The 25,867-nt window shown below is 52.5% G+C and carries 25 protein-coding genes and 1 riboswitch; of the genes, 21 read left to right on the top strand and 4 right to left on the bottom strand.

Annotation, left to right across the window (positions count from 1 at the left end; all coding sequences use genetic code 11):
• The 6 genes from BN3772_RS23225 to pyk form a co-directional block, all read left to right on the top strand.
• A partial coding sequence (locus BN3772_RS23225; RefSeq protein ID WP_042202588.1) for a hypothetical protein occupies positions 1-306 on the top strand: 306 nt, incomplete at its 5' end.
• Positions 307-386: 80 nt separating this feature from the next.
• A complete protein-coding gene (locus tag BN3772_RS23220; protein WP_042202586.1) occupies positions 387-887 on the top strand; it encodes a phosphatidylglycerophosphatase A family protein in 501 nt (166 codons plus the stop codon).
• Positions 888-1,035: 148 nt separating this feature from the next.
• On the top strand, positions 1,036-1,224 hold the full coding sequence (locus BN3772_RS23215) for a hypothetical protein (RefSeq protein ID WP_042174976.1): 189 nt from the start codon (positions 1,036-1,038) through the stop codon (positions 1,222-1,224).
• Positions 1,225-1,303: 79 nt separating this feature from the next.
• Positions 1,304-2,197, top strand: a complete 894-nt coding sequence (gene accD / locus BN3772_RS23210; RefSeq protein WP_042202585.1) for an acetyl-CoA carboxylase, carboxyltransferase subunit beta — start codon at positions 1,304-1,306, stop codon at positions 2,195-2,197.
• A 1-nt stretch (position 2,198) separates the two neighbouring features.
• On the top strand, positions 2,199-3,200 hold the full coding sequence (locus BN3772_RS23205; RefSeq protein WP_042202583.1) for an acetyl-CoA carboxylase carboxyltransferase subunit alpha: 1,002 nt from the start codon (positions 2,199-2,201) through the stop codon (positions 3,198-3,200).
• Between the two features lie 330 nt (positions 3,201-3,530).
• Positions 3,531-4,955, top strand: a complete 1,425-nt coding sequence (gene pyk, locus BN3772_RS23200; RefSeq protein WP_042174982.1) for a pyruvate kinase — start codon at positions 3,531-3,533, stop codon at positions 4,953-4,955.
• A gap of 91 nt (positions 4,956-5,046) precedes the next feature.
• Here pyk and BN3772_RS23195 read toward each other — a convergent pair whose 3' ends face one another.
• Positions 5,047-5,838, bottom strand: a complete 792-nt coding sequence (locus BN3772_RS23195; RefSeq protein ID WP_042202581.1) for a G1 family glutamic endopeptidase — start codon at positions 5,836-5,838, stop codon at positions 5,047-5,049.
• A 101-nt stretch (positions 5,839-5,939) separates the two neighbouring features.
• Between BN3772_RS23195 and BN3772_RS23190 the strand changes: the two genes are divergently transcribed.
• From BN3772_RS23190 to BN3772_RS23180, 3 genes are read left to right on the top strand one after another with little or no spacing between them, the layout of a single operon-like run.
• Complete coding sequence (locus BN3772_RS23190; protein WP_042202579.1) at positions 5,940-7,121, top strand: MFS transporter; 1,182 nt, start codon at positions 5,940-5,942, stop codon at positions 7,119-7,121.
• A gap of 54 nt (positions 7,122-7,175) precedes the next feature.
• Complete coding sequence (locus tag BN3772_RS23185; protein WP_042202578.1) at positions 7,176-7,700, top strand: acyl-CoA thioesterase; 525 nt, start codon at positions 7,176-7,178, stop codon at positions 7,698-7,700.
• Positions 7,700-8,098 carry an FxsA family protein gene (locus BN3772_RS23180; RefSeq protein ID WP_042202577.1) on the top strand — a complete coding sequence of 133 codons (399 nt, stop codon included), beginning with the start codon at positions 7,700-7,702 and terminating at the stop codon, positions 8,096-8,098. The genes BN3772_RS23185 and BN3772_RS23180 overlap by 1 nt, the downstream gene beginning before the upstream one ends.
• 206 nt (positions 8,099-8,304) lie before the next feature.
• Here the strand turns inward: BN3772_RS23180 and ytvI are convergent, their stop codons facing one another.
• Entirely contained in the window at positions 8,305-9,420 is a 1,116-nt protein-coding gene (gene ytvI, locus BN3772_RS23175; protein WP_042202575.1) for a sporulation integral membrane protein YtvI, read from the bottom strand.
• Between the two features lie 398 nt (positions 9,421-9,818).
• Between ytvI and BN3772_RS23170 the strand changes: the two genes are divergently transcribed.
• The 4 genes from BN3772_RS23170 (at position 9,819) to BN3772_RS23155 (ending at position 13,991) form a co-directional block, all read left to right on the top strand.
• A complete protein-coding gene (locus tag BN3772_RS23170; protein WP_042202573.1) occupies positions 9,819-10,931 on the top strand; it encodes a citrate/2-methylcitrate synthase in 1,113 nt (370 codons plus the stop codon).
• 163 nt (positions 10,932-11,094) lie between these two features.
• On the top strand, positions 11,095-12,390 hold the full coding sequence (gene icd / locus BN3772_RS23165) for an NADP-dependent isocitrate dehydrogenase (protein ID WP_042202571.1): 1,296 nt from the start codon (positions 11,095-11,097) through the stop codon (positions 12,388-12,390).
• A 108-nt stretch (positions 12,391-12,498) separates the two neighbouring features.
• Complete coding sequence (mdh, locus tag BN3772_RS23160) at positions 12,499-13,440, top strand: malate dehydrogenase (protein WP_042202570.1); 942 nt, start codon at positions 12,499-12,501, stop codon at positions 13,438-13,440.
• A gap of 125 nt (positions 13,441-13,565) precedes the next feature.
• Positions 13,566-13,991 carry a hypothetical protein gene (locus BN3772_RS23155; RefSeq protein WP_042202568.1) on the top strand — a complete coding sequence of 142 codons (426 nt, stop codon included), beginning with the start codon at positions 13,566-13,568 and terminating at the stop codon, positions 13,989-13,991.
• Positions 13,992-14,112: 121 nt separating this feature from the next.
• On the opposite strand, the gene BN3772_RS23150 is transcribed toward BN3772_RS23155, so the two are convergent.
• Entirely contained in the window at positions 14,113-14,538 is a 426-nt protein-coding gene (locus BN3772_RS23150) for an NUDIX hydrolase (protein WP_042202567.1), read from the bottom strand.
• A gap of 222 nt (positions 14,539-14,760) precedes the next feature.
• Here BN3772_RS23150 and BN3772_RS23145 point away from each other — a divergent pair, with 222 nt between their 5' ends.
• From BN3772_RS23145 to BN3772_RS23110, 8 genes are all read left to right on the top strand, one after another.
• Positions 14,761-15,630 carry an SDR family oxidoreductase gene (locus tag BN3772_RS23145; protein ID WP_042202565.1) on the top strand — a complete coding sequence of 290 codons (870 nt, stop codon included), beginning with the start codon at positions 14,761-14,763 and terminating at the stop codon, positions 15,628-15,630.
• An 80-nt stretch (positions 15,631-15,710) separates the two neighbouring features.
• Positions 15,711-15,812: riboswitch (TPP riboswitch) on the top strand.
• A gap of 116 nt (positions 15,813-15,928) precedes the next feature.
• Complete coding sequence (locus BN3772_RS23140) at positions 15,929-16,627, top strand: thiamine phosphate synthase (protein WP_052380662.1); 699 nt, start codon at positions 15,929-15,931, stop codon at positions 16,625-16,627.
• A complete protein-coding gene (gene thiS, locus BN3772_RS23135) occupies positions 16,566-16,769 on the top strand; it encodes a sulfur carrier protein ThiS (protein ID WP_042202564.1) in 204 nt (67 codons plus the stop codon). Before BN3772_RS23140 ends, thiS begins: the two co-directional genes overlap by 62 nt.
• Positions 16,770-16,821: 52 nt before the next feature.
• Entirely contained in the window at positions 16,822-17,586 is a 765-nt protein-coding gene (locus BN3772_RS23130) for a thiazole synthase (protein WP_042202563.1), read from the top strand.
• Positions 17,587-17,630: 44 nt separating this feature from the next.
• Positions 17,631-18,746, top strand: coding sequence for a 2-iminoacetate synthase ThiH (thiH, locus tag BN3772_RS23125; protein WP_052380661.1), 1,116 nt, complete (start codon positions 17,631-17,633; stop codon positions 18,744-18,746).
• Positions 18,747-18,883: 137 nt separating this feature from the next.
• The gene (locus tag BN3772_RS23120) at positions 18,884-20,530 is read left to right on the top strand and encodes a fumarate hydratase (RefSeq protein WP_042202592.1); all 1,647 of its coding nucleotides are present in this window, start codon (positions 18,884-18,886) and stop codon (positions 20,528-20,530) included.
• A 231-nt stretch (positions 20,531-20,761) separates the two neighbouring features.
• Positions 20,762-23,725 (top strand): alpha-amylase family glycosyl hydrolase, encoded by a 2,964-nt coding sequence (locus BN3772_RS23115; protein ID WP_042202562.1) that lies wholly within the window; start codon positions 20,762-20,764, stop codon positions 23,723-23,725.
• A gap of 210 nt (positions 23,726-23,935) precedes the next feature.
• On the top strand, positions 23,936-24,748 hold the full coding sequence (locus tag BN3772_RS23110; protein WP_157643639.1) for a CPBP family intramembrane metalloprotease: 813 nt from the start codon (positions 23,936-23,938) through the stop codon (positions 24,746-24,748).
• Between the two features lie 73 nt (positions 24,749-24,821).
• Here BN3772_RS23110 and BN3772_RS23105 read toward each other — a convergent pair whose 3' ends face one another.
• Positions 24,822-25,838, bottom strand: coding sequence for a LacI family DNA-binding transcriptional regulator (locus BN3772_RS23105; protein ID WP_042202558.1), 1,017 nt, complete (start codon positions 25,836-25,838; stop codon positions 24,822-24,824).
• Positions 25,839-25,867: the final 29 nt, after the last annotated feature.

The raw sequence follows: 25,867 nt of genomic DNA, 5'->3' as shown, positions 1-25,867 counted from the left end.
CCTGCAGCCCCGCCAGCCGCACCTGCGGGTGCGCCGCGGCAAGAGGCGCCGCGTCCGGCGGCTGCCGCGGCGGGGAGCGCCCAGCGTGTCTTTATCAAGATCACGCCGGATGCGGAGAACCCGGCGCTGCTCTCGCGCCTGCAATCATTGCTGCAGACCCATCCCGGGGCTGCAGCCACTCTCCTGTTCTATGAGCGCGAGCAGCGTGTGCTGGCGCTCAGCGACAGCTACCGGATCGAGCCTTCGCCGGAGCTGTTCGCAGCGGTTGAAGAGATGCTGGGAGCCGGTACAGTAAGAATAAAATAAGAACATTTCCGCCTTTTTCCGCATACATTAGGAAACCACAGGGAACGGTCCCGGTCCCGTGCGGAAAGGGGAATGACAACATGTCCTATCAAATGGCAACAGAGCTGCTGGAACGCAGGGGCGTTACGCTGAAGTCTATCGCTGAGATCGTATATATTTTGCAGTCAAAGTATTATCAGGATTTAACAGAGGAAGAATGCCTGTCCAGCGTAAAGTCGGTGCTCGGCAAAAGAGAGGTGCAGTACACGCTTATGACAGGTGTCGCCCTGGATGAGCTGGCGGAGAGGGGAATGCTTCCCCAGCCGCTGCAGGCGGTGATGGAGGCGGACGAATCGCTCTACGGCGCGGACGAGACGCTGGCGCTTGGAATTACCGGCGTGTACGGCATGATCGGGCTAACGAGCTTCGGCTATCTGGATAAAGTCAAGCTCGGCGTGATCGGCACACTGAATGACGATCCGGGCAGAATCCATGTATTCCTGGATGATCTGGTAGCAGGCATTGCCGCTGCAGCATCGGCCCGGATTGCCCACCGTCACGAAGGGGCGAAGGTGTATCCCCATGTCACGGGTACGACATAATAGAGCACCCGTTAGCTGATGAATGCGGCCTCCTGGTCATGCTTCCTCCGTCTTACTCCTGTTGCGGTAAAAAAGAAAACTGTGTTATCATGATTCCATTATACGCGGGATACGGCTGGGAATTTAGATTAGGGAGGCCTTGCAGGGCATGTGGACGGTAATTTATATAGCGCCAACCGCCAAAGTGGCGGATATGATTGAGAGCAAGCTGACGGAAGAAGGATTTCTGGTCAAGTGCCGTCCGATTAATATGTCCAAGCAGCAGTTTGAAATTCTGGTTCCTTCCGGCGAGCTTGAGGAAGTCCAGGAAGCCCTGAATCTGATTTTACATCCCTAAATACAATGAAGTATAAGTGCGGTAGTGACAGCGGCATGCTGCTGAATTGCGCAAATAAACGGCTGAAGAGGTGCGACCCTTGTTCAAAGATTTATTTCAGAAAAAACGGAAGTACGCGACTATTCCTTCAGAACGTCTGGAGCGGAGCGGCGGACCGTCGGAAGGCGAACGCCCAAAGCGGGAGATTCCCGAAGGGCTCATGAGCAAATGCAGTAAATGCGGTACGATCCAGTACAGCAAAGAGCTGGAGAAGAACCTCAAGGTATGCCCGGCCTGCGGCCATCATATGCGTCTGAACGCGCTGGAGCGGATTGCGGTGACCCTTGATCCTGAAGGCTTCATTGAGTTCGACAGTGAGATGACATCAGTGGACCCGCTGCAGTTTCCCGGATATGCTTCCAAGCTGGAGCAGCAGCGCTCCAAAACCGGACAAGTAGAGGCGGTAATTACCGGCCAGGGGACCCTTGGGGGTCATCCTGTCATTGTCGCGGTTATGAATTTTGAATTTTTCTCAGGCAGCATGGGCTCCGTAGTAGGCGAAAAGATTACCCGTGCGGTGGAAGAAGCGACGGAGAAGAAGCTTCCGCTGCTGATTTTCTCCACCTCAGGCGGAGCGCGGATGCAGGAAAGCATTCTCAGCTTAATGCAGATGGCCAAGACTAGTGCGGCTCTGGCCCGTTTTGGCGAGTCCGGGGGATTATATATCTCGGTTATCACCGACCCGACAACAGGCGGGGTATCCGCGAGCTTTGCGAGCCTTGGTGATATTATTATTGCTGAGCCCGGAGCCGTATTCGGCTTCGCCGGCCGAATTGTGATTGAGCAGACCATCCGCCAGAAGCTGCCGGATGATTTCCAGACGGCTGAATTTAACCTTCAGCACGGCCAGCTTGATCTGGTAGTGCACCGTAAGGAAATGCGCTCAACGCTAATTAAGCTGCTTGAATTGCATGATGTGAAAGGGGGATTTTAGGTTGGCAGGAGAGTTGCCTTTTGAAATGCCTCTGGTAGAAATGCGCAAGAAAATTGCCGAGCTGAAGCAGTTCGGTGAAGAAAAGGGCATTGATTTTACAGATGAAATCCTTCGTCTTGAAGAACGGTACCGCGTATTGGCGGATGAAATTTACAGCAATATATCGGCCCCCCAAAAAATGCACCTGGCCAGGCATCACGGACGTCCGACCTCACTTGACCTGATCGGGCTGATTTTTACTGATTTCCTGGAGCTGCACGGTGACCGCCAGTTCGGTGATGACCTGGCAGTTGTCGGCGGAATCGCCAAGCTCAACGGCCGCCCGGTTACCGTAGTCGGGCAGCAGCGGGGCAAGGATACCAAGGATAACATTCAGCGCTTCTTCGGCAGTGCGCATCCGGAGGGCTTCCGTAAGGCAATGCGCCTGATGAAGCAGGCGGAGAAATTCGGCCGTCCGGTTATTACCTTTATCGACACCAAGGGGGCTTATCCCGGGAATACGGCAGAGGAGCGCGGACAGTCTGAAGCGATTGCCCGCAATCTTTATGAAATGTCCATGCTTGCCGTGCCTGTCATCTGCGTCATTATCGGTGAAGGCGGCAGCGGAGGTGCCCTGGCGCTGGCTGTGGGCAACCGTGTGCTGATGCTGGAGCATGCCATCTATTCGGCGATCTCGCCGAACGGTGCGGCCTCCATTTTGTGGAAGGATGCCTCCAAAGCAGAGCAGGCGGCGGAAGCAATGAAAATTACGGCCGCTGACCTGCTTGAGATGGAAGTCATTGAAGAGATCGTTCCTGAGCCGAGGGGCGGTGCGCATCATGATTATGAGGCGGCTGCAGAAAGCATCAGAGATGCGGTATGGCGTCATTTGCAGGAACTGTCCAGTCTGGATGCCGCTGAGCTTCAGGAGGACCGTTACCGTAAATTCCGCAAAATCGGTGAATTTGCGGAAGGTTCCCAAGAGTCTGAATTGCCTGAAGAAGAAGTGCAAAGCGTGGAGTAGCAAGGCCGCTTCATTTGCACTTTTACACATAAGGTACTCTTTTCCGGTCCGAAGCTGCACAATGCCGGATTATACATTTATTACCATGATAATCATCCTGCGGGCAACGCAGGATGATTTTTATTTTCGTGACAGATTGCGTAAATTCGACGTAAAATTACACGGAAAAGACGCTGGAACATTGATTTTGTGTCCAAGTTGCAGTAATATTCATTAGGGCGCAGTAAAAGGTGCATGTGACATAGTTCCTATACAAAGATTAAGCCTTATAGTAGATTTTGTAGTTGGAAAAAGTGAGACAGAGAGAACGAAAAAACGGAGGAAAACCTAATGCGGAAAAGTAAAATTGTATGTACGATCGGACCTGCAAGTGAATCGTTGGAGAATATCAAAAAATTGATTTTGGCTGGTATGAATGTAGCCCGTCTGAACTTCTCCCACGGCGATTTTGAAGAGCACGGCAACCGGATCAAAACGATTCGTCAGGCTTCCCAGGAACTGGGCAAGACCGTTGCTATTCTGCTTGACACCAAAGGACCAGAGATTCGTACAGGCAAGCTGGAAGTAGAACCGATTGAACTGGTGCAGGACGAGTACCTGACATTGACTACGGAAGAAATCCTTGGCGATCAGAACCGTATCTCTATCACTTACAGCGACCTTCCTAACGACGTTTCGGTTGGATCAACAATCCTGATCGATGACGGTCTTATCGGACTTACAGTTGTAGACATTCAAGGCACCGAAATCAAGACCCGTATTGTTAACGGCGGTACAATCAAGAGCAAAAAAGGCGTTAACGTACCGGGAGTTTCCATCTCCCTGCCGGGCATTACGGAAAAAGACACCAACGATATCGTTTTCGGGATCGGACAGGACATCGATTTTATCGCCGCTTCCTTCGTTCGCAAAGCCAGCGACGTTCAGGAAATCCGTGCACTGCTTGAGAAGCACAATGCTTCCCACATCCAAATCATCTCCAAGATCGAAAACCAGGAGGGTGTCGACAACCTTGATGAAATCCTGGCAGCTTCTGACGGCCTGATGGTTGCCCGTGGCGACCTTGGCGTTGAAATCCCTGCTGAAGATGTACCTCTGGCTCAGAAGCTGATGATCAAAAAATGTAACATTGCCGGCAAACCGGTAATCACAGCTACCCAAATGCTGGATTCCATGCAGCGCAACCCGCGTCCTACCCGCGCTGAGGCGAGTGACGTAGCGAACGCTATCTTCGACGGTACTGATGCAATCATGCTGTCCGGTGAAACTGCTGCCGGGAAATATCCGGTAGAATCCGTACTGACCATGTCCCGCATCGCCGAGAAAGCGGAATCTGCCCTGAACCACCGTGAGATCTTCATGAAGCAGCAGATCGCTCAAGAAACAACGGTTACTGAAGCTATCAGCCAATCCGTAGCGATTTCCGCTCTGGACCTGAACGCTAAAGCTATTATCTCTTCGACTGTAACTGGCCACACAGCACGCGTGGTTTCCAAATACCGTCCTAAATCCCAGATCATCGCTGTTACGACTCAGGAAAGAACGATGCGTCAGCTGGCTCTGGTATGGGGCGTAACTCCAGTATTCGGCAAAGAAGCTACTACTACTGACGAACTGCTGGCAACTGCACTGCAAGGCGGTAAAACTTCCGGTCTGGTAAAAGCAGGCGATCTTGTTGTGATCACTGCCGGTATTCCGCTGGGACGTTCCGGTTCCACTAACCTCGTGAAAGTGGACACGATTCCTGCCGACTAGGACAGGCTTCGTTTCTATTCTTCAATCGGATATAGGTATAAGCAAAAAGCAATGGTGGAATCCGCCATTGCTTTTTTGCTTGATCTAAAGGCTATGAATGTTTATATTTGATTGAGGGTTTTTTGAGTATGCCGGATGCTTGAGTCCGTATGCTGACAGGACGTTTCAAGTATGCTTGAGATAGACCTTTGGGATACAGGCGTTTTACGGTAAAAGCATCACCTTTGGCATTCGGGCTCGAAGGCACGGCAACGGTAATCTTATTCTGGATCATGATGCCGCCGTTCGCATGAACAAGCCTGGGGCTCTTGCCGTTTACCCGGCAGCAGCGGAAATGTACGCTTGAGAGCCGGGCCAGATTGGCAACGGTGCCGCCTACCTGCGGCGCTTCCATAATCCACTCTGCAGAGGTCTGCGGGCCGTTGTACCGCTGGATAGTGCGGAAGGTCCAGCGTTTGCTCAGGTTGCACAGCCGGATACACCATCTGCCTGGACTGAGCTTAACGATGCTGGCCCGCATCAGGTCACCCGGGGATACGGGTAGCGGAATTACGGTTTCTGCCTCGGGAAGAATCTCCCACCAGGCATAGTAATGGACGGTGCCGTTTACAGATTCGTGACCGGTGCCGGTCTGAATCAGGCTGCCGTTTCTGAAGCCGTCGATTCCGATCCAGGCTGAAGAATAAGTCGGCTTAGCCGTAGGTTTTACGTAGGGAACAGTCCACTCGGCTGAAATCCGCCGGAAGGCGCCTTTCTTGCCTTTGATGGCGTATCCGCTCCAGTTGCTCGACGTCCAGCCGAACCCGGTAATCCGGCTACGGCCTGTATGGGTCTTGTCTGTAAGACAGGGCTGACTGCGCTGAAATCTATGAACTGTGCTCACTTGTCCACCGCCTTTTTTAGGTTCTGCTCTATTTAATGCGGTGAAGTCTCGTAAAGGTTGGGTTATCCGTTAAAAAGGATTGGAGAGGACTTATTGCACATATGGAAAAACTGCTGAAGCTTCGCGGCTTCTATCTCTTTTTAGGCTTGGCCGGGGGTTCCTTCGGCTCTTATCTGACTCTGCTGCTGAAGGATAAGGGTATGGATGTCAGCCAGATCGGCATGATGATGGCGACAGGTACCCTGATTGCCATTTGTATTCAGCCGGTATGGGGGCTCATTGCCGACCGGTATAACCAGGGTCGTCTTGTGCTGATTCTGAGTGTGGCTGTACCTGCGGTGCTGGCAGTGTTTTACCGGTCCGATTACTTTATCGTTATGCTGCTGATTTATACGGTATCTACCATATTCTCCTCTACACAGGCGCCTATCGCCGATTCTTACGCCATTGCAGCGGCAAACAGGGCTGGCTCCTCTTACGGGAGCATCCGGCTGATGATGAGCATAGGGGCGGCCGTAGGGGCTTATGCGGGCGGGCAGTATATTGAGCGGTTTACGGTCTCGACCATCTGGCTGCCTTTTCTCTTACTGAGCTCGGTCGCGGTCGTAATTGCCATGACCCTGCCGAAGCAGGCGGAAGAAAACCACATGATGAGCCAGTCCTTTTCGCAGGGGGTCAAGCAGCTGCTCAGCAACCGGATCTTTCTGGCCTTTTTGGGCGGCTGCTTTCTGGTCAACCAGACGATGGCGGCGTTCGGCACTTATTTTGTCGTAGCCTTCCAGTCGGTCGGCGGCTCGGCAAGCAATGCCGGGATCGCGCTGTTTCTGGCCTCCTTCAGCAATGTGCCGTCCATGCTGTATGCTTCCAAGGTGATACGCCGGCTTGGGCGTGAACGCACGCTTCTGCTTGGTGCGCTTATCTATGTGCTGCGGTGGGGGATTCAGGTTGCCTTTCCGTATCCTTCGGTTATGATCGGTGTGCAGGTGCTGCATGGATTGTCCTTCGGCTTCTTTTACATTGCTGCAGTTGAATATGTATCGCAGATTACGTCCTCCGAGATCCAGGCGACAGGACAGAGTGTCTTCAATATCGTCTTCTCCGGCTTTGCCGGAATTCTCGGTAATCTGCTGAACGGCATGCTGCTTAGCAGGGGCGGTGTAGGCTTGATGAATCTCTCCTGTATGCTGAGCGCCGCTGTCGGAGCCGTATTACTGCTCTACGTAGCCAAAAGCTCGCGCCGCAAGGACCGGCTGCCTGTATCGCCAGATAGCCTGAGTCTCTGAGTGCAGCCGGTTGCTGGATGGCAGAAGTGACTATGGAAAGGGGCTTTTATTATAATGAAATCACGTGAACCGGTCCCGGCCAGCCGCTGGTACAGCACCGCATTCCGCGTACGGTATCAGGAGACGGACCGGATGGGCGTGGTATACCATGCGAACTATCTGAGCTGGTTTGAGTGCGGGCGGACCGAAATGTTCCGCGGGCTTGGCTTTTCCTACCGTTCGCTTGAGGAAAAAGGTGTATTGCTTCCCGTGACCGCGGCAGATTTGCAATTTAAAAGTCCGGCGCGCTATGATGATCTTATCGTCGTGTATGCACGGCTCAGCGTCTTTTCACCCTTGAGGGTGGAATATGAATATGAAATCCGCCGGCTGACGGAGGAGACTGGTGAAGCCGGCGGCAATGCGGGCTCCGGTAACATCCGGAATGCAATGCCGCCGCTATCCGGCGAGCTGCTGGTCAGCGGCTCTACCTCCCACGTATGGCTGAATGCGGATTGGAAGCCGGTGCGGCTGGACCGGGCATTGCCGGATCTGTACCAGGCCGTAACCGGGGCGCTGAGGGAAGAAGGAGGAGCATAATGATTAGAAACAAATGGCTGTGGGCTGCAATGTTCGTAATCCCGGCCGTGGAATTATTCGGGTTCATTTATGTGGCGGGTTATATCGGTGCACCCAAAACACTGCTGATTATGGTGGTCACTTCGGTGATCGGATTTCTCATGATGCAGTTTGAAGGTAAAAAGGTATTGCAGGACAGTAAGGTACAGATGCAGGAGGGTAAGGTTCCGGGACGGACAATGCTGGACGGCCTATGTGTTTTTTTCGGCGGACTGATGCTGATTCTGCCGGGGTTTGTTACGGATATAATCGGTTTTTCACTGGTGTTTCCGCTGACCCGGCCGCTGTACCGGGTTTTTCTGCTGAAATGGATTGAGAAAAAAATGAAAAACGGCACATTCACCTTTTACCGGAGGTAAGGGTGCTGCCGTTTGGAATGCAGGGATAGTTTGGTTATGTGATGGCGCCTTTGCCGCAATTTGCGGCAGGGGCGTTTTTGTTTAAAAAATAAGAATTTATATGCTTTACGCAATAAATATTACTTATCTTTCTCGCTGAAACGGATACCGTCCTCATAAGGACGGCGTAGCCGTTTTCACTTGTTTCGGACAAAGCAAGGCGTTCGTTAATGTAATTTGCCGCTCACGATATAGCTGTACAGTGCCCGGAAGACACCGGCTCGGCTGAAGGCACCCAGCACAACCAGTACGACCGGGCCGATCAGGAGGCCGGGCATGCCGAACAGCTGCAGGCCGGCGAACATGCCGATCAGCATGGAGAGCGGATCAACCCCGATGCTGCTGGCCAGCACCTTTGGCTCCAGTACCTGACGGGTAATGAGGATAATACCGTATAGCACCAGCAGGCCGGCGGCCAGTCCCAGATTTCCGGTCATATAGGAGTACAGCGCCCACGGCAGCATAACGATGCCGACTCCCAGATAAGGCACAGTATCAATTAGCCCGATGGTCAGGCCGATTACGAAGGCGGAATTGACCCCGAGCAGCAGCAGGCCGATGATCACAATAACAGCAGTAACGGAGATCAGTACCGCCTGGGCCCGGAGATAACCGACCAGGGCTCTGCGCAGATCCTGCCAGATATTAGACACAGGACGCAGCAGCGGAGCAGGAAGAAGGCTGGTCAGCCTGGCATTATGGCGTTCCCACCCGGTGCTGAGGAAAAATGCGGCCAGTACAATAACAACCAGAATTGTACCGAGGCTCGGCAGCGCCGACACCAGTCTCAGGATCATATTAAAAAATCCGGTAATCAGCTCCGTTACGAATTGGCCGACAGTCGCCGTTGTCCGGTTAATATTACTGTCGATTGTAGCGTGATAACCGGGATTGTCGTGGTAAAACTGGTTGATCTGGTTAATAATATTCTGAATACTGGCATTGCGGCTGAGTGACAGCAGCAGCTCCCGCCATTCGCCGGTATGCAGATCAAAGGTCTGGAGAAGTACAATAAGCTCTTTGACCAGCCGCGTTATCAGGGCGGTCAGTACGAGTGCGGTTCCGCCGATATAGAAGAGCAGCGACAGCACTACAGCCAGCCAGCCCGGCAGTTTGAAGCCTTTCAGGATCTGAACCAGCGGGTGGATAAGATAAGCAAGCAGCCACGCAACCAGCAGCGGATAGATCAGCGGCAGCAGTACATATACAGCCAGCAGCAGGCCGGCTCCGGCGAGCACGACCCACAGGCCGCGCAGCATTTTTTTTACCAGCGGAGAATCCATTATCAACCCCTCCTGTCAGCCTGAGCTTCTGCCGAATAACAGCTCGTCTAATGTATATTCAGCTGTAAGATTCGCAGACTATGAAAAATGGCTAAATGCCGCAGAACAGTAAAAACGGGTATTATATATACACTGAAAGCGTTATCATGAAACGGGAAGGCGGAATGTTTTTTTCTATCCCTCCGATAAAATCATTTGATGCCGAACAAAGCTCCCACGTTGTTCACATAACCGTCAAAATCCGGTATGATAATTAAAGGTTCTGTTTCGAAAGTTAGTTGCAATCCCCGGAAGGGGTAATAATGCCTGGTTTGTGATGTTTTATCCTTCAAATTGTAAATGTTTTCATGATGTCAGGAACGGCTCGCACACCCTCGTTGGCAAAGGAGAGATATACTATGACAGCTACTAAAGGCCTGGAAGGCATCGTCGCCACAACCTCCTCGATCAGTTCGATTGTGGACGGCGTACTCACTTACCGCGGTTACGATATTGATGATCTTGCGGTGAATGCGACTTTTGAAGAGACCGCTTATTTGCTGTGGTTCGGTAACCTGCCGACAACCCCGGAGCTGCAGACCCTGCAGCGTGATCTGAGCGCCTTTGCGCCTATCCCGGAGCAGGTGATTGCCCAGATGAAGCTCTATCCCAAGGAAGCGAGCACGATGGCCGCGCTGCGTTCTGCCGTATCCAGCCTTGCGCTGTACGATGAAGCCGCCGATGATATGAGCCGTGAAGCCAATGTATTAAAAGCAGTTAAGCTGCAGGCGCAGGTCCCGACAATTGTGGCCGCGCTGGCGCGTATCCGTAAGGGTCTGGAGCCTGTGGCTCCCAAGGAGGGCGTCTCGATCGCCGAGAATTTCCTCTATATGCTATGGGGCAGACAGCCGGATATTGTATCCGTTAAAGCGCTGGATGCAGCACTTGTCCTGCATGCCGACCATGAGCTGAATGCATCCACCTTTGCCAGCCGCGTCACTGTGGCTACGCTGTCTGATATTTATTCCGGTGTAACCTCGGCAATCGGCGCGCTCAAAGGCCCTCTGCACGGCGGTGCGAATGAAGCCGTAATGAAGATGCTGGAGGAGATCGGCAGTCTGGATGCGGTTGAGCCGTATATCAACGGTAAGCTGGAGCGGCGCGAGAAGATTATGGGCTTCGGACACCGCGTATACAAAAACGGCGATCCGCGCGCCAAGCACCTGATGAAGATGTCCCAGGAGCTGGGAACGATGCAGAATGATACAACGCTCTACGATATGTCCGTTAAGATTGAGGAGCTGATCACCGGGCAAAAAGGGCTGAAGCCGAATGTGGACTTCTACTCGGCCTCCGTGTACACACAGCTGGGCATTGAGCGCGAGCTGTTCACTCCGATCTTTGCCATTAGCCGGACCTCGGGCTGGACCGCGCATATTCTGGAGCAGTACGAGGATAACCGTATTATCCGTCCGCGCGCCGAATACACGGGAATGCTGGAGCAGAAATACGTTCCGGTAGACGAGAGATAATTCAGGGGACTTGCAGGCGGCAGCCCCCCTTAGTAGAATTATAGCTGTGACAGTGACGACGCAGTACCGGTGAACCCGGCAGACGTTTTTAGTAAGGCCTTACAGGTGAAGGCTCCCTCAGGACGTCTGCCGCTACTATACTTTTTAGGAGGAATCCCCACAAATGTTGAAACTCGAGAAGTACGATCTGCCTACAGAAGGCGAACAAATTACGATTGAAGATGGCAAGCTGGTGGTTCCTGCCAATCCAATTATTCCTTTTATCGAAGGAGACGGTACAGGACGCGACATCTGGAAAGCATCCAAGCGAGTGCTGGACGCTGCTGTAGATAAAGCATACGGCGGGGAGAAAAAGCTTGCCTGGTACGAAGTGTTCGCCGGCGAGAAAGCCTTCAATACATATGGTGAATGGCTGCCGAATGATACGCTGGAAGCAATCCGTGAGTATATCGTAGCGATAAAGGGACCGCTGACAACCCCGATTGGCGGGGGAATCCGCTCACTGAACGTGGCGCTGCGCCAGGAGCTGGATTTGTACGTGTGCCTGCGTCCGGTACGTTATTTTGACGGCGTGCCTTCACCGGTTAAGCATCCTGAGCTTGTGGATATGGTTATTTTCCGTGAGAATACAGAGGATATTTATGCCGGCATCGAGTATAAAGAAGGCTCTGAAGAGGTGAAGAAAGTCATTGAGTTCCTCCAGAAGGAAATGGGTGTTAACAAAATCCGCTTCCCGGAGACCTCCGGTATCGGTATCAAGCCTGTATCCTCCGAAGGTTCCAAGCGTCTTGTGCGCGCTGCAGTTGAGTATGCAATCAAGCACGGACGCAAGAGCGTTACCCTGGTGCATAAGGGCAACATCATGAAATTTACTGAGGGCGCATTTAAGAACTGGGGATATGAAGTGGCTGAACAGGAGTTCGGCGACAAGGTGTTTACCTGGAACCAGTATGATGTAATTAAAGAGAAGGACGGCGAAGCGGCAGCAAATGCGGCCCAGAAGGAAGCAGAAGCTGCCGGCAAAATTATCATCAAGGATGCTATCGCGGACATCGCGCTGCAGCAGGTCCTGACCCGCCCGACTGACTTTGATGTTATTGCTACACTGAATCTGAACGGGGACTACCTGTCTGACGCACTGGCTGCACAGATCGGCGGTATCGGCATCGCACCTGGAGCGAACATCAACTACGTGACAGGACATGCGATTTTTGAGGCGACTCACGGAACCGCTCCAAAGTATGCTGACAAGGACGTTGTGAATCCGGGATCGGTTATCCTATCTGGCGTTATGCTGCTTGAACATCTCGGCTGGCAGGAAGCGGCTGACCTGATCTACAAAGGCATGACTACTGCAATTAACAACAAGACGGTAACTTACGACTTTGCCCGCCAGATGGAAGGCGCGACAGAGCTGAAATGCTCAGCCTTTGCTGACGAAATTATCAAACACCTGTAATCTGCAATCCATAATGTTCGGGCCGGAGGAAGCTGCATGCTTCCGAGGCCCGTTTTGTGCGAGAAGGACTATAAATAAAAATTAAATTAAAATTCAGGAGGTCCCCCTGTGGCTATCAAACGTTATAAAATTACTGTTGTAGGCGCCGGATTTACCGGAGCTACTACGGCACTTATGCTTGCCCAAAAGGAGCTCGGCAACGTCGTGCTGCTCGATATCCCCCAGCTGGAGAATCCGACAAAGGGCAAGGCGCTGGACATGCTTGAGGCCGGTCCGGTCCAGAAGTTCGACAGCCAGATCACTGGAACCTCCAATTACGATGATGCGGCAGATTCGGATATTGTCATTATTACAGCAGGTATTGCCCGCAAGCCGGGAATGAGCCGGGATGATCTGGTGAATACCAATGCAGGTATTGTGAAATCGGTCTGCGAGAATATCAAGCGCGTTGCTCCTGAATCGATTGTTATCATCCTTAGCAATCCGGTGGATGCGATGACTTACGTGGCCTACAATGCGCTTGAATTTCCCAAAAACCGCGTAATCGGACAATCCGGGGTGCTGGATACGGCGCGTTATTGCACCTTTATTGCCCAGGAGCTTAATGTTTCTGTGGAGGACGTGCGCGGCTTTGTGCTCGGCGGCCACGGGGATGATATGGTTCCGCTCGTACGCTACTCCAGCGTAGGCGGTATTCCGGTAGATAAGCTGATTCCGGAGGAGCGGATTGCCGAGATCGTACAGCGCACCCGCGTAGGCGGCGGAGAGATTGTGAGCCTGCTCGGCAACGGCAGCGCTTACTATGCACCGGCGGCATCCCTTGTGCAGATGACAGAAGCAATCCTCAAGGACAAGAAACGGATTATTCCGGTAATTGCCCTGCTCGAAGGTGAATACGGCTACGACAACCTGTTCATGGGAATTCCTGCACTGCTTGGTGCGGATGGTATTGAGAAAATCTATGAGCTGGAGCTTACTGTTGAGGAGAAGGCCGCTCTTGATCAGTCAGCGGATTCCGTTCGCGCGGTTACTTCCGCTGTCAATGTCTGATTCCGCCCGGATCACAAAAACGATTCAATATACATTTAGAATAGGCGGTTTCTTTTCTTGCAGCGCATAGTCAGTTATAATTAGTATGTAACATATATCACAGCGACTAATAGAGGAGGTAGAGGATGGACCGTTTTCTGTATTTTCTACATATGATCGGGACTCTGGCGCTTGGCTTCTATCTGGTATTGCCGTTTATTCTAAGCGGGGCGCAGAAGCTGTCTGCTCCGGCCAAAGAAGGGACGCTTAGTGCTGTCACCGGCTTTAACCGCTTTGCCCAGTACGGACTGGTTATCCAGCTGCTGACCGGCGGCTACATGATGAGCCAGGGTGATTATTCGGTGGCATGGATGGTTGTTGTTGTTGTGCTGCTTCTGGCTATGTTTGCGCTCGGAGGCATTATGGGCAAGCCTCTGCGTCTGGCTGCAGCGGGAATCCGCGAGAACCGTGATGTATCGGCTTATACAGCCAAGCTGTGGACGATGAGCCTGCTGCTGATGGTTGTCCTGATCGCCATGATCTTCTTCATGGTCTACAGACGGATCATTTAACTTAAGAATCGGGAGATAGTCCCGGCGGCTGCGGCTGCCGGGGCTATTTAAGCTGTTTCATGAAGAGACCGCTCTCCTCAGTAATAGGAGGGCGGTCTTCTTGGGATATAGATATCACGTGCTACAACAGCCCCTCCATAGCAAATACACCGCTCCGCTCGAAATCAGCGAGGATTCCCGGAGGCAGCAGCTGCTGAAGCTGGCACCGTGTACACCACTGGTAGTCAGCATGCTCCTCAGAGAGAAGGACGATATTATTTTCGCTTTGGCAATGATAAGTAATAATAATGACCTGTCTGCCGGGATCAGTCAAAAAAGAAGCGGCATACGCAACCGCTCCAACCGTAACGCTGAGTCCGGTCTCTTCGGCGATCTCCCGTTCCAGTGCGTCTTCCAGCCCTTCTCCGAAATCAATTTTTCCTCCCGGACATTCCCAGCTTCCGGCTCCGACTACATCTGCTGCAGCTCTCCGGACTATCAGAATCCGGCCCTGAAACACAATGATTCCTTTGACGGCAACGATAATGCTCCGTGAATTTCTGGTCATCCTGTTCTGCCTCCTTCATGCCAGCTCCTCTTCATCCTGATACATTATATCCGCACTTTACGCCGGCAACGACTGATTTTTTTGTTTGGCCGGCTTTTAACTGTGGTAAGTAACATAGCGTAAGCCTACAGTGCCTGAGATCAGCGCATAAACCAGCAATCCTTAGCCATCCTAAAACGATGAATGACTTCGAGAAGTGCAAAAGCGAAAGGAGAATGGATCATGCCAGAACAAGAGCAAGCGAAGAAAACCCTGCCTCCGCAGGTGCAGAACCAGCAGCCCGGAATTGAAAGTGAGATGAACCCGCTGCCGGAATTTGAGACCTCAGAATATAAAGCAGCCGGCAAGCTGCTTGGCAAGGCAGCACTTATTACCGGAGGGGACAGCGGAATCGGACGTGCGGTAGCTGTGCATTTTGCCAAAGAGGGTGCAGATGTCGTAATTTCATACCTGAATGAGCATAGTGACGCCGAGGAGACGAAGCGCCAGGTCGAGCAGGAGGGCCGCAAATGTATCCTGATTGCCGGTGACATCGGTGTAGAAGCCTTCTGCCAGGACCTGATCAACAAGACGGTCGAAGGACTCGGCAAGCTGGATATCCTGATTAATAATGCTGCCGAGCAGCATCCGCAGGACAAGATTGAGGATATTACCTCTGAACAGCTGGAGCGGACGTTCCGTACTAATATATTCTCAATGTTCTATCTGACCAAAGCAGCCATGCCGCATCTGAAAAAGGGTTCGACGATCATTAATACGACTTCGATTACAGCCTACCGCGGTAATCCGCAGCTGCTGGACTATTCTTCCACCAAAGGGGCCATTCTCAGCTTCACCCGCTCGCTGTCGATGAATCTGGCGGACCAAGGCATCCGGGTTAATGCTGTGGCTCCCGGGCCGATCTGGACCCCGCTGATCCCATCTACCTTCGATGCGAAGAAAGTCAGCGAGTTCGGGGGCACGCAGCCGATGCAGCGTCCGGGACAGCCGGAGGAGCTGGCACCAGCCTATGTCTATCTGGCTTCCAGTGATTCATCCTATGTCAGCGGCCAGGTAATTCATGTTAACGGCGGAGAGATTATTAACGGCTGACCTTAGAATTTTCTGCCGCTTAACCTGGATTTTTCATGCAAAATAGTGTTACTATATACGAAGTCAGCAACAGAATATGATTTTGTCACTAGGGGTGCCGCAAGGCTGAGACGAACATTTGGTTCGGACCCTTTGAACCTGATCTGGTTTATACCAGCGTAGGGAAGTGGATGAACATTGTATTGCAGCGCCAACGGTCCGGAAATCCGGCTGTTATTTTCTGTATACTGTTTAACCGCCTCCCGCCTGGAGGCGGTTTTTTTGCGTTTTTTTGTGCAGACGAGACACGGAAAGGGAGGTGGACAGGCTGGCAGAAATTCATCTGCTCTCGGACGGAAAGCTTGCTGCAGAGGAGTTCGTTGTACTCGCAGCTGCTGTTCATCCGCAGGTAGACTATATTCATTTACGCGAAAAGATGCTATCGGCGCATGAGCTGTATCATCTGGCATTAACTCTGCTGAATGCCGGTGTACCGGCCTGCAAATTGATCATCAATGACCGGCTTGACGTAGCAATGGCTGTTGGAGCAGCGGGTGTGCAGCTGGCAGGGCACAGCCTGTCTGCTGGTGCTGCGCGTCTGGCAGCGGGCTGTGCCCTGCGGCTTGGTTCCTCGGTGCATTCCGCTTCGGAGAGTATAGATGCAGCCAGCCAGGGGGCGGACTATTGCCTTTTTGGACATGTGTATCCCTCAACCAGCAAGCCCGGCCTGAAAGCGCGCGGATTGACTCAGCTGAAAGAGGCTGTGCTTGCCGCCGCCGGGACTCCGGTTATTGCATTGGGAGGAATTACGCCGCATAATGCGCCGCATGTGCTGCAGACAGGTGCGGCAGGAATAGCGGTAATGTCCGGGATATGCGGTGCGGCGGACCCGCTCTCTGCTGCGCAGGCCTACAGGAACGCAGTGAGGGAAGCGGCCCTGAAGGAGGTGAGAGAGCATGAATCTGATAGTCAACGGCAAAGCCGAAACGTACAAAGAGAACTGCCGGACAGTAGCTGATTTGCTTAAACTGCCTGCTTGGAACAAGAGAATGGTTATTGTGGAGCTGAACGGTGAAATTGTTGCCAAAGAGGAATACGATACTATCCTGCTGGGCGAAGGAGACCGTATTGAGATCGTACATTTTGTGGGGGGAGGCTAAGTAAGGCCTGAGACTTGTTCACAGTAATCAATAAATGAAGGAGGGAATTCATATGTCAGATTCTTTAGTCATCGGAGGCCAGTCTTTATCGAGCAGACTGTTTATCGGAACCGGCAAATACAGCCGCAACAGCCTTATTCCGGAGGTAGTGGAGGCTTCTGGCTCTCAGGTTATAACGGTTGCCCTCCGTCGTGTAGACCCGGACAGCAATGATAATATCATCAGCCATATCCCAAGCAGGATGACTCTGCTTCCCAATACCTCCGGTGCACGCACTGCAGAAGAGGCTGTCCGGATTGCCAGATTGGCTAAGGCAACTGGCCTCGGCAACTGGGTGAAAATTGAAGTCATCAATGACCAGAAATATCTGCTGCCCGATAATGCGGAAACGATCCGTGCCACGGAGATTCTGGTCGCTGAGGGCTTTGTGGTGCTTCCATATATGAGCCCGGATTTATCCGCTGCCCTCCTGATGAAAAAAGCGGGAGCCGCGGCCGTTATGCCGCTTGGATCGCCTATCGGTACTAACCGCGGGCTAAGAACCCGGGAGCTGCTGCGTATTCTGATAACGGAGGTCAATCTTCCCGTCATTGTAGATGCAGGTATCGGGCGGCCGTCTGAAGCGGCCGAAGCGATGGAGCTGGGCGCTGCTGCTGTGCTGCTGAATACGGCGATTGCCACTGCACGCAATCCGCTGCTCATGGCCTCGGCATTCCGCGATGCTGTAGCTGCAGGCCGTAAGGCCTACCTGGCGGGACTGGGTCCCGTAGAGGAGACTGCATCGGCGTCATCGCCGTTAACGGGTTTTCTCGGCTGATAGTGATAGTGACAGGGACCGGCGAAAAGGAGGAGTAGAGTACTATGGGTTTTTATGAGGACGTACATGCTCTTGGCCATCAGATGAATACAGGCTTATGGGGGCAGTATACAAAAGACGATGTGAAGCGTTCGCTCTGTAAAGAGCAGCTGGATAAGCGTGATCTGCAGATTCTGCTGTCTCCTGCAGCAGCGGACTGTCTGGAAGAGATGGCCCGGAAGGCCAGAAGCCTGACCCGTTCGCATTTTGGGTATGTTATGCAGCTCTTTACACCGATGTACCTTGCAGATTTCTGCATAAATCACTGCACGTACTGCAGCTTCAGCTCCATTTATGATTTTCCGAGAAAAAAACTCAGTGCTGCGGAAGTAAGGAAGGAAGCAGAGGCAATAGCGGCTACAGGAATCAGGCATATTCTAATCCTGACAGGAGAATCGCGGACGGAAAGCCCGGTCTCTTATCTCAAGGAATGTGTGATGATACTCAAGGAATATTTCTCTTCTGTCAGCATTGAAGTGAACCCCCTGTCTGAGGACGAGTATAAGGAGCTTAAGGAGGCCGGTGTAGACGGGTTAACCTTGTATCAGGAGGTATATCATGAGGAGACCTACCGCAAGCTGCATGTTAAGGGACCCAAGAGAATCTACCGCAACCGGCTGGATGCACCTGAGCGGGGCTGCCGGGCAGGATTCAGGACGGTAAATATCGGGGCGCTGCTGGGGATGCATGACTGGCGGCAGGAGGCATTCTTTACGGCCATGCATGCGAGATACCTGCAGGACAAATACCCGGAATGTGAAATCGGCTTGTCTGCTCCGCGTTTTCGCCCTTTTCTGGGAGAATACAATCCGGAGCACATCGTATCCGACCGGGCTCTGGTGCAGATTATTCTGGCTTACCGCCTGTTTCTTCCCCGGTCGGGTATCACTCTGTCCACGCGAGAACCGTCTGCTTTAAGAGACCGCCTTATTCATCTGGGGGTAACCAAAATGTCTGCCGGGGTATCCACGGAAGTTGGAGGACATACGCAGCAGGGCGGTACGCCGCAGTTTGAAATCTCGGATGGGCGGAGTGTGCGTGAGATCTCCGAAATGCTTAAAGCGGGCAGCCTGCAGCCGGTTTTTAAGGACTGGGATATGCTCGAAGCCGAATTATACTGAACACGGTAGAATTGCCCTGGAGTATGGTAGTTCAATTTTGAAGTAAACCCTTTCATGGCTGGCAGAGTGTGATATGATAATACTAATTGTATCAGACGTTAGACAACCTGCTATGGATGAGAGGAGCCGGAATGAAGATGCAGAATTTCGAAGAGAGCATTTATAATCTGATTGTTGAGACCTCCACAAATTTGCCGGGTGATGTGCGCAGGGCTGTTGCCAAGGGACGTGCACTGGAAGACCGTGCCACCCGTTCGGGCCTGGCTTTGACGACAATCGCCAAGAATATCGGCATGGCCGAACTTCAGGTATCGCCGATCTGCCAGGATACGGGGATGCCGACTTTTATTATTCATACGCCTGTAGGCGTCAATCAGATGGAGATGAAAAAAGATATCCATAGTGCGGTCATCCGGGCTACAAAGAACGGGAAGCTGCGGCCGAATTCAGTTGATTCGCTGACCGGCGAGAACAGCGGGGATAACCTTGGCGCAGGTACACCGGTCATTCATTTTGAACAGTGGGAAGAAGAGAATATAGACGTAAGGCTTATCCTTAAAGGCGGCGGCTGTGAGAATAAAAACATCCAGTACAGCCTTCCGGCTGAGCTTGAGGGGCTGGGCAAGGCGGGCCGTGATCTGGATGGCATCCGCAAATGCATCCTTCATGCCGTGTACCAGGCCCAGGGGCAAGGCTGCAGCGCCGGCTTCATCGGTGTCGGCATCGGCGGAGACCGGACAACCGGATATGAGCTGGCAAAGAAGCAGCTGTTCCGCAAGGTTGAAGATACGAATCCTGTGGAGGATCTGGCCAAGCTGGAAGATTACATTATGCAGAACGCGAACAAGCTGGGAATCGGCACGATGGGCTTCGGCGGCGAAGTTACGCTGCTCGGCTGCAAGGTTGGTGTAATGAACCGGCTTCCGGCCAGCTTTTTCGTCTCGGTTGCCTATAACTGCTGGGCATTCCGCCGCCAGGGTATTCTGGTGGAGCCGGCAACCGGAGAGATCAGGGATTGGCTCTATGAGCGCGGAACCGGGATCTCCGTCGAAGACGCGGTCGGACCGGTTCCTGTATCCGTGACCGCGCATCCGGCCGCCGCCGAGGCCGGGGTTATTCCCGGGGATGCCGTAATTCCGGCAGCTCCTGCTATAGCAGCGGCAGCTGGTGCCGTGGAACCGGCTGCCGCTGCTGCTGAGGGCTCACGGGAGGTCCGGCTGACTACACCGGTCAGTGAAGAGGATATCCGCAGCCTGCGGGTCGGTGATGTTGTCATTCTGTCCGGAGAAATGCATACCGGACGTGATGCGCTGCATAAATACCTGATGGACCATGACACGCCGGTCGATCTGAACGGAGCAGTAATCTATCACTGCGGGCCTGTTATGCTGAAGGATGATGAAGGCTGGCATGTTAAGGCGGCAGGTCCGACTACCAGCATCCGCGAGGAGCCTTACCAGGGCGATATTATTAAGAAATTCGGCATTCGCGCAGTAATCGGCAAGGGAGGAATGGGTCCCAAGACGCTGAAGGCGCTGCAGGAGCATGGCGGGGTATACCTGAACGCGATCGGCGGAGCAGCACAGTACTACGCAGAATGCATCAAAAGGGTTAACGCAGTTGATTTCATGGAATTCGGTATTCCGGAAGCGATGTGGCATCTTCAGGTAGAGGGCTTTGCCGCCATTGTAACGATGGATTCACACGGCAACAGCCTGCATGCCGATGTTGAGAAGGACTCCGCGGCCAAGCTGGCCCAGTTCCGGGAGCCGGTTTTTAAATAAAAGAACTGCTTCAGAATTGATGATGACAGCGGTGTAAGCAGAAGCCTCCTTTCAAATTCCGGAAAGGAGGCTTTTTGGCATAATTTCTCTTGACAGCGCATACATGGACATGGTAATTTTTACTTGGGAAACCGGTTTCCTTGTTTACATCTCAGATATGCAAGTGATGTGGTGATAGTTCACAAGCAGCAGAATTTCCAATGGGTTTAATGAGGAGAGGGAGATGAGGGAATGAAACGCAACCGATGGCTGATTCCGGTTCTGATCACGTCTATTGTTCTGTCTGTTATGACGAATTTGTTTGTTCTGGCACCGTCTAAGGCTGAGGCGGCAAGTATTGGCACTATTACAGAGAATGACACGATTTATCAGATTATGGTCGACCGGTTCTCTGACGGGGATACGTCCAATAATGCAACCGGGGCTGCAATCCGCTACGGGGAAACCTCCGAAGAGGATTTCCGTTATATGAAGGGCGGGGACTGGCAGGGGGTCATCAATAAGCTTCCCTATATAGCCAATATGGGTTATACCGCGATCTGGATTTCTCCTGTGGCCGAGCCGCAGATGACCAGCCGCGATAATAACGGAACGGGCAAGAACACTGCCTATCACGGCTACAATGTAAAAGACCCCAATGCTGCCAATCCATACTTTGGTACTAAGGAGAAGCTTAAGGAGCTGGTAGATGCTGCACACGCGCTTGGCATCAAAGTCATTATTGATGTAGTGCCGAATCATATCGGCGACTACATGCTCGGCACTCAGGCTTATTACGATATCCCTGGCCTGGAGCCGGCTGCACCGTTCAACAATCCGGCCTGGTATCATCACAACGGGGATATTAACTGGTCGCTGGCCGACGGCAGATATGATCAATGGGCCCAGGATTACCTGGAGAATCACGATCTGGGCGGGCTGGATGATATTGACTTTGATGTTCCTGCTGCGAAGCAGGCTATCTTCAGCTCAATCAAAGCCTGGTTTGACTATACCGGAGCAGATGGTGCACGCGTAGATGCCGCCAAGCTGATGAAGCCAACCGACATCGGTGAGCTGCAGAATCTGCTGGGGGTTAATACCTTTGGTGAGAATTTTGACGGCAATGCGGAATTTGTCTCCCGCTGGGTTGGAGCGAACAAGGAATGGGGAATGCTGGACTTCCCGTTATTCTTCTCGGTGCTGAACAGCTTTGCTTACGGGCAGTCTTTTGAGTCCAACGTTAAGAGTACCTTGGCACAGGATTCCTATTACAATGGAAATGCGAACCACATGGTTACCTTTATCGACAATCATGACCGTAACCGCTTCCTGACGGAGGCTGGAGGCAGTGTAGAGAAGCTGCAGAATGCACTGTCCTTTATTTTCACCGTCCGGGGGACGCCGGTAGTCTTCCAGGGAACAGAACAGAATAAGGGCAACGGTAACGGCCAGATTATGACCGGCGGCATTGCCGATACCTGGAACCGCTGGTCGATGGTGAAGCGGGATGCAAACGGCAATGTTCTGGAGAACTATTTTAATGAGAATACGAGCACTTACAAGCATGTAGCCAAGCTGAATGAAATCCGCAAAAATAATCCGGCCCTGCGTACAGGCACCCAGCGTGAGATGTGGTCCGCCCAGAATCTGTATGCCTTCTCCCGCCGGATTGATACCGGTACGAATGTCGGGCAGGAGGTCATTTCTGTATTCAGTAATGCCTCTGGAGGGACGCAGACGGTCACCATTCCGCTTCGCAGCGAAAGTACGCTGACTGCCGGAACGGTGTTAATTAATCAGCTCAATACCTCTGATACAGTAACAGTACAGGCAGGCGGTGTTACGGGTAAGCAGATCACTGTATCCGTCAATGCCAACTCGGCCAAAATCTATTCCAAAACACAGCCTGTAACCGATACCTCAGCTCCAACAGCTCCTGCTAACGTTACAGCCACCGTACAAAATGCTTCCAGTGCACTGGTCAGCTGGACAGCGTCCACCGACAATGTGGGGGTAACAGGCTATGAAATTTACCGCAACGGAGTCAAGGTAGGCACTTCTGCAACTACCTCCTATACAGACAGCGGACTGGCGGGACAGACAAGTTATACCTATACGGTAAAAGCTTTTGACGCGGCAGGTAACCTGTCCGCCTTCAGTGCAGCTGCGCTGGTGACAACTCCGGCCGGGAACAGTGTGACGATCTATTATAAGCAGGGTTATACTACCCCTTACATTCACTACCGGCCTGCCGGCGGAACCTGGACGACTGCACCCGGTGTAGCTATTCCGGCTGCAGAAGTATCAGGCTACAACAAGATAACGATTAATATCGGCTCAGCTACCCAGCTTGAAGCCTGCTTCAACAACGGCAGCGGCACGTGGGACAGCAATGGAGGCAGCAATTACCTGTTCGGCACAGGCACCTGGACGTATACACCTGCCGGAAATATCCAGTCAGGAGGTCCGGCAGGCCCGACTGCTACACCTACTCCAACGGTAGCGCCAACGGCTACACCGACTCCGACAATAGCGCCTACCGCTACACCAACGCCTACAGCAACACCAACAGTAGCGCCAACGGCTACACCAATACCTACCGCTACTCCCGTTGGCAATTCAGTGACCATTTACTACAAGAATACAACATTCACGAATTCATATATGCATTACAGTGTTGACGGTTCAAGCGTATGGACCACTTCACCGGGAGTACAGCTGCAGGCTTCTTCTTATGCTGGATATAAGACAGCTACAGTTCAGCTGGGCGCTGCGGCCGGTCTGACTGCCGCCTTCAATAATGGCAGCGGTACCTGGGATAATAACGGAGGCAGCAACTATCATCTGACTGCCGGCAGCTGGAGCCTCGTAAACGGAAGCCTGACTTCCGGGGTGCCCCAAGCGGACAGCGTGACCTTCAGGGTGAGTGTTCCAAGTACTACACCGTCATCCGGTCCGGTGTATCTCAGCGGCTCCTTCAACAGCTGGGCTGCCGCCGATCCTGCTTATCAGCTGACTAAGGGCAGTGATGGTGTCTACTCCATCACAGTCAGCCTGCCCGCAGGAACTGCGGTACAGTACAAGGTCACCCGCGGCACTTGGGCTTCGGTTGAAACCGGCACAAGCGGTGCAGACATTGCCAACCGGACCCTGACACCGGCCGGTGGAGCACAGACTGTGAACTTGACCGTACAGCGCTGGAAGGATCAATAATTCACCGGTATTATCAGCAGCGCTGCTCCGTTTGGGGCGGCGCTGCTTTTTAATAGGAGGGGCAATCTGCCGCTGTTACTGTCTGATAAATAAAGCGGCAAAGGCTTTCAGCAGTTAAGGAGTGAGTTAGTTCATTTATTCACAAGGATTATGGTGGTAGGATTATACAATTGTGTATATACAAATGTGTAGTCTGGAAGGGGTATAGCTGTGGCTATCAAGAGTAACTTGAAAATGGTATGGATGATGTTTGGCGTATTTATGCTGCTTTTTGTGCTGAACTTTTATGCCGGCAGTAATGAAACCGATGCAACATCTAGAATGTGGATTGTTCTTGGGGTATGCTCCCTGCTTGTAAGCGGATTTTTATTAGTTAAGCACAAGCTGCCTGCAAAACGGCAGATCCTGATCTCGCTCCTGCTGGCGGCAGCGGTTGCGGCAGCGTATATTAACCTTTCCCTGTTCACTATGATTGAAACGAGCGTCATCACTTTAATGTCATCGCTTGCTGTATTCAGTACGTTTAACAGGTTCAGTGATAACCGGCTTGTCTTCCTGCACAATTCAACCAAACGAACAGTTGCTGTAAGCCTGCTTACCGGTATTGCTGCCGGTGCGGTTCTAGGCATAATTAATCCGCTGCTGAGCGGGAAGGCCTTGGACAGCTTCAGTATCAAGTTCGCTTATTTCAAAATTGCACTCAGCCCGGCAATATATGAAGAGATGGCTATGCGTGCAGTGTTCTACGCCTTTTGCCTGTCACTGCTGAACGGAAGAATGGATACCAGAGCCCAGAGGTTCACTGCCTGGTTTATGATGATTATTCCGCACGTGCTGATACATACTCCAGACATCATTATCACTAACGGGATCGTTCCGGGAGTCATCAACATTATCATGCTGGCTTTGCTCTTCGGTCTTCCGTTTGCCGTTCTTCAGAAGAAAAGGGACATAACTTCCGCCATGCTGGCGCATGGGATTGTTGATGTCATCCGGTTCTGTTTTTTGGGTCTTCCCTTTTAAAAAATTATAAAGCCAGGGGCTGTCTGCTAAACAAGCAGAACAGCCCCTGGCTTTAGTTATATTAGATGACAAGTCAGCGCGTAAGGCCGGCTGTAGACTCGCGTACAATAAGCTCAGGCTCCAGCAGCAGGCTCCGTGAGCCGGTACAGTTCCCGCGGATATGGTCCATCAGCCACTGGCCGGAGGTCACTCCAAGCTTAAAGGTATCGATGTTCAGTGAAGTTAGCGGCGGGGTCGTATAGCGGGACAAGGGATATTCATCAAACGCCGCAATACCCAGCTGACCCGGCACCTCTATCCCCAGCTCACGCGCGGCCTTCAGGACACCGAAGGCGGTATAGTTGGTCATGCATACGACCGAGTCCGGCCGGTCTTCGCGCTGCAGGAGCCGGAGGGCGGAGCGGTAGCCTTCATGCTCATCCGCCTGGCCGTTGATGATCCAGTCCTGGCGGACAATGACACCGGACTGCTTAAGCGCCTGAAGATAACCGCCCAGTCGCCGGGTGAAAATCCGTTCATTCCGCTGGCCGCCGATGAATGCGGGTCTGCTGTAGCCCTGCTCCAGCAGATGGCGGGTCAGCATTCTCCCGCCGGCTTCATTGTCGAAATCGACCCAGCTCGCAGCAGGCTCCATTTCTCCGATAGAAACGTAAGGAAAGCGGAGCCGGTCCAGCTCCTTGGCCAGCTCATCCGTCAGTACCGAATTGTTGGCAATAATTCCGTCGACCCGCTGGTTCAGGACCAGACGGTTCAGAAAATGATCCTCCGCGTCATGATGCTGGATATTGCAGAGCGTCAGCTCATATCCGAGAGGTCCCATAACGCTCTCGATTCCGCCGATGATATTGTAGAAGAACTGGTTAAGGAACTCACTTTCTTTTGACATATCAACCAGCAGGCCTACCGTCTGAGAGCTCTGTCTGGCTAAACCGGTTGCGATGCTGCTCGGTATATAATTCATCTGCTTCATAATCTCACGGACGCGCTGCTTTGTCTCGGATGATATTTTGGGAGAGTCGTTTAACACCTTGGAGACCGTAGACTTTGCCACATTTGCTGCTCTTGCCACATCCGAAATGGTTACTTTCATCGGGATCCCTCGCAAAAAATAAGAGTAAA

Source organism: Paenibacillus camerounensis (genome assembly GCF_000723885.1).
Classification (GTDB): Bacteria; Bacillota; Bacilli; order Paenibacillales; family Paenibacillaceae; genus Paenibacillus_AQ; species Paenibacillus_AQ camerounensis.
This window is presented reverse-complemented; position numbering and strand designations above follow the sequence as displayed.

Excerpts from the sequence above, each read along its gene's own strand:
- BN3772_RS23180 (WP_042202577.1), top strand. The coding sequence starts at position 7,700 with ATGATTAGAAACAAATGGCTGTGGGCTGCAATGTTCGTAATCCCGGCC.
- BN3772_RS23190 (WP_042202579.1), top strand. The coding sequence starts at position 5,940 with ATGGAAAAACTGCTGAAGCTTCGCGGCTTCTATCTCTTTTTAGGCTTG.
- ytvI (WP_042202575.1), bottom strand. The coding sequence starts at position 9,420 with ATGGATTCTCCGCTGGTAAAAAAAATGCTGCGCGGCCTGTGGGTCGTG.
- BN3772_RS23220 (WP_042202586.1), top strand. The coding sequence starts at position 387 with ATGTCCTATCAAATGGCAACAGAGCTGCTGGAACGCAGGGGCGTTACG.
- thiH (WP_052380661.1), top strand. The coding sequence starts at position 17,631 with ATGGGTTTTTATGAGGACGTACATGCTCTTGGCCATCAGATGAATACA.
- icd (WP_042202571.1), top strand. The coding sequence starts at position 11,095 with ATGTTGAAACTCGAGAAGTACGATCTGCCTACAGAAGGCGAACAAATT.
- BN3772_RS23115 (WP_042202562.1), top strand. The coding sequence starts at position 20,762 with ATGAAACGCAACCGATGGCTGATTCCGGTTCTGATCACGTCTATTGTT.
- BN3772_RS23145 (WP_042202565.1), top strand. The coding sequence starts at position 14,761 with ATGCCAGAACAAGAGCAAGCGAAGAAAACCCTGCCTCCGCAGGTGCAG.
- BN3772_RS23185 (WP_042202578.1), top strand. The coding sequence starts at position 7,176 with ATGAAATCACGTGAACCGGTCCCGGCCAGCCGCTGGTACAGCACCGCA.
- BN3772_RS23155 (WP_042202568.1), top strand. The coding sequence starts at position 13,566 with ATGGACCGTTTTCTGTATTTTCTACATATGATCGGGACTCTGGCGCTT.
- BN3772_RS23130 (WP_042202563.1), top strand. The coding sequence starts at position 16,822 with ATGTCAGATTCTTTAGTCATCGGAGGCCAGTCTTTATCGAGCAGACTG.
- pyk (WP_042174982.1), top strand. The coding sequence starts at position 3,531 with ATGCGGAAAAGTAAAATTGTATGTACGATCGGACCTGCAAGTGAATCG.
- BN3772_RS23170 (WP_042202573.1), top strand. The coding sequence starts at position 9,819 with ATGACAGCTACTAAAGGCCTGGAAGGCATCGTCGCCACAACCTCCTCG.
- BN3772_RS23120 (WP_042202592.1), top strand. The coding sequence starts at position 18,884 with ATGCAGAATTTCGAAGAGAGCATTTATAATCTGATTGTTGAGACCTCC.
- BN3772_RS23150 (WP_042202567.1), bottom strand. The coding sequence starts at position 14,538 with ATGACCAGAAATTCACGGAGCATTATCGTTGCCGTCAAAGGAATCATT.
- BN3772_RS23105 (WP_042202558.1), bottom strand. The coding sequence starts at position 25,838 with ATGAAAGTAACCATTTCGGATGTGGCAAGAGCAGCAAATGTGGCAAAG.
- thiS (WP_042202564.1), top strand. The coding sequence starts at position 16,566 with ATGAATCTGATAGTCAACGGCAAAGCCGAAACGTACAAAGAGAACTGC.
- BN3772_RS23215 (WP_042174976.1), top strand. The coding sequence starts at position 1,036 with ATGTGGACGGTAATTTATATAGCGCCAACCGCCAAAGTGGCGGATATG.